The 351-nt window shown below is 38.5% G+C and carries 1 pseudogene; it reads right to left on the bottom strand.

Annotation, left to right across the window (positions count from 1 at the left end):
- Nucleotides 1–351, bottom strand: a pseudogene (locus tag H4J57_RS19640) (IS110 family transposase); the annotation flags it as partial.

Genomic DNA, 351 nt, shown 5'->3' with positions numbered 1-351 from the left:
CGGTGCTAGTTGTGGGCCTGCGCCAGGTAAACTATCAAAAATAGCCTTGTCTTGTTGTTTTTTGTACAGCTGTTTTATTGCTTTATCCAACTGTTCAATACCGATAAGTAACACCTTGAATTGTGTGATAAGCACTTCCACTAACAGTTGATTAGGGGCTATTACGCCTTCATCTTCGGTTAACGGAACGGCTTCTTTAATGCTAAGTAATCGAGCATTATTGACAGTTTCATAATGTGAGTTGTGACGATTAAAGAAGTCTAATAAGGTTTGCTTTCTGGCTTTTTTAACCGCGGTGAGCGATGGCCATTTACTGATGAAATCACAAAAGATTAAGGTATCTTTTTCTTT

It is taken from the genome of Colwellia sp. BRX8-7 (assembly GCF_014077275.1).
Lineage (GTDB): Bacteria > Pseudomonadota > Gammaproteobacteria > Enterobacterales > Alteromonadaceae > Colwellia_A.
Note: the sequence above shows the minus strand (reverse complement) of the source record. Positions and strands in the feature narration are given on the sequence as shown.